This window comes from uncultured Maritalea sp. (assembly GCF_937139385.1).
GTDB classification, from domain to species: Bacteria; Pseudomonadota; Alphaproteobacteria; order Rhizobiales; family Devosiaceae; genus Maritalea; species Maritalea porphyrae_A.
The window spans coordinates 1-2,130 of record NZ_CAKZPW010000022.1 but is presented as its reverse complement, the minus strand read 5'-3'; the positions used below and the strand labels follow the sequence as shown (position 1 = coordinate 2,130).

At 48.2% G+C, this 2,130-nt stretch carries 4 protein-coding genes; 1 reads left to right on the top strand and 3 read right to left on the bottom strand.

Features of this window, described 5'->3' with window-relative positions; genetic code table 11:
• Nucleotides 1-91: 91 nt before the first annotated feature.
• Entirely contained in the window at nt 92-385 is a 294-nt protein-coding gene (locus tag Q0231_RS00945) for a YggT family protein (protein WP_269393503.1), read from the bottom strand.
• 373 nt (nt 386-758) lie between these two features.
• Nucleotides 759-1,214, bottom strand: a complete 456-nt coding sequence (locus tag Q0231_RS00940) for a TerB family tellurite resistance protein (RefSeq protein ID WP_299343850.1) — start codon at nt 1,212-1,214, stop codon at nt 759-761.
• 123 nt (nt 1,215-1,337) lie between these two features.
• Between Q0231_RS00940 and Q0231_RS00935 the strand changes: the two genes are divergently transcribed.
• Nucleotides 1,338-1,850 carry a hypothetical protein gene (locus Q0231_RS00935; RefSeq protein ID WP_299343847.1) on the top strand — a complete coding sequence of 171 codons (513 nt, stop codon included), beginning with the start codon at nt 1,338-1,340 and terminating at the stop codon, nt 1,848-1,850.
• Between the two features lie 7 nt (nt 1,851-1,857).
• Here Q0231_RS00935 and Q0231_RS00930 read toward each other — a convergent pair.
• On the bottom strand, nt 1,858-2,130 hold a 273-nt coding region (locus Q0231_RS00930; RefSeq protein ID WP_299343844.1), incomplete at its 5' end, for a 4a-hydroxytetrahydrobiopterin dehydratase.

Genomic DNA, 2,130 nt, shown 5'->3' with positions numbered 1-2,130 from the left:
ATGGGCGTTTGGAGTCACGCGCAAAAAGACTTCAAGCCCAGCGTCGGTTTGGCGCCAGGCTTGAACATTGCTCATAAAAATCGCTCGGTGTTTAGAAGAACATACCGCGTGCCCAGCTGCTCAACAGCATTTCAATGAAGAAAATGATGACGAACAAAACAATGGGGGACAGATCAAGACCGGAGATATTTGGAACGATTTTGCGGATTGGGCGAAGCAAAGGATCCGTAAGCCCATCAACCAACTTCCAAATCATCGCAACAACTTGGTTGGAACCATTGATGACGTTGAAAGCAAAAAGCCAGCTCATGATGATCATGATGATCACAATCCATTTCACAAGGCCCAATATCATCAGCAATGTTTGGATCAAGGCAAAAGTCATGCAAGGGGTCTCCTAATTTGCGTGCCGCTTGTTGGCATATGTAGCGATTGAAACCCGTTACGACAAGGGGGCAGCAATGCGCAGCCTCACAGAATTCAAATCGCAGTTAAATTTATGGCCCGCTCCCGAAATACGCCGGACGAGCGAGCCATGAATTTTTAGTCGGTACGCAAAACTCTCTCCCGACGCCCAATAGATTGCACAAAGCGTGCCAGTTTTTTGCAGCAGCTGAGTTTACAATTGGTGTTAGAAATCTGGGGTTTAGGGGAAAGACGTTAACTGATCTGGCAAGTGCGTTCGCACCTTGCGTCGCAATTTGCAAAAAGCCTCTTCGCCCAGTTGCAGCCTGCGAAAATGAACAAAAGCTTGCGCCCTATTCGCCTGCTGTGGATTCCCGACGAACTTCTGAACGCAATAGCGTGCGATCACGGGCCGAAACACCGATCAGTTCAGCCACGCGCCAAACCATATTGTCTTCCAACTCATGGTTTTCGCTGTCCGCAAACACCACCTGCCACATCATGCGTATAAGGTTAAGTTTTTCGTTGGGATCAAGCTTGTTGAGCGTTGAGGTGAACCCATAAAAATCCACAGCATCATGGTCTTTTGCTGTGGCCAACACCACAAGGTCAGCAACTTCCGCTGCGCTTAGCTTATAGTGCTCTGTTAGCGTGCGCTCGATGGTTTTGCGCTCGCTTTCGCTCACTTCACCATCAACAGCGGATAAATGCACCAGCAACGCCGCTGCGCAAACTTTGGGATCGAGCATGGGGTCATCATCACCTTGTGCAGATTTCCCGCCGAATAATTTGGTGATTGCTTCAAACATTTGCTACCTGCCGCTATTAAAGGTTTAACAGCACATGTAGACTGTCAAACCTGAGTTCTCAACCTCCAAACCACCAAATTGGTTCGCGTTTGATGAATCTCACGCAACAAATGGGCCAAATAAATGCTTAGAACCACCAATCTAATTGCCGTGTTTTTGTTTGGTTTGGGTGAAACTATGCTATTTGCGGCAAACCGCTACGACCCCATCAACGCCAGTGTTTTGATGTTGGCAATGCTATTGCTCGCACTTAGCACATTGCGTTTTTTGTTTGCGCCCTTCGCCCCCCCAACAAACCGCTATGGCGCAATTTGCATGATTCTTGGGTTCTTTGTGTCGGCCTTCTTCTATTTTGATATTATGGCTTATGGACTATCACCCCATTCAAGCCATTTTGCCAATTTTCTATTTTGGTTCCCCCAAACGCTAATGATTATTGGGGCAATGCTTTGGGCGAACTGGCTATATCCATTGGGCAAACACGATAAAGCGCTTGGCCTTACCCTACCCCTCGCACTGCTCTCCTACGCTGCGCCGCGCCTATTGACCCTAAGCGCCACAGCCCAATTGGTGACAGCGATTATGCTGGGGGCAACTCTGTGCTGGCTGGCTTTTTACAAAATCAGGCAATTCTAACGAATAATCACAACAATTTGTCAATCTGCAGGGCTAAATCCACGTCCCTTTGGGTCAAACCACCCGCGTCATGGCTGGTGAGGAATATATCGACCTGCGCATAAACATTAGACCACTCAGGATGGTGGTTGGCTTTTTCAGCCAACAGTGCAACCCGGCTCATAAAACCGAACGCCTCGATAAAATTTTTAAACTTAAACCGTCGCGCAATCCCTTTGCGCGCAGAGATTGCCAGCCAATCCGGAAGTGACTCCAGTGCGGTCTCTAATTCATTAGCTTG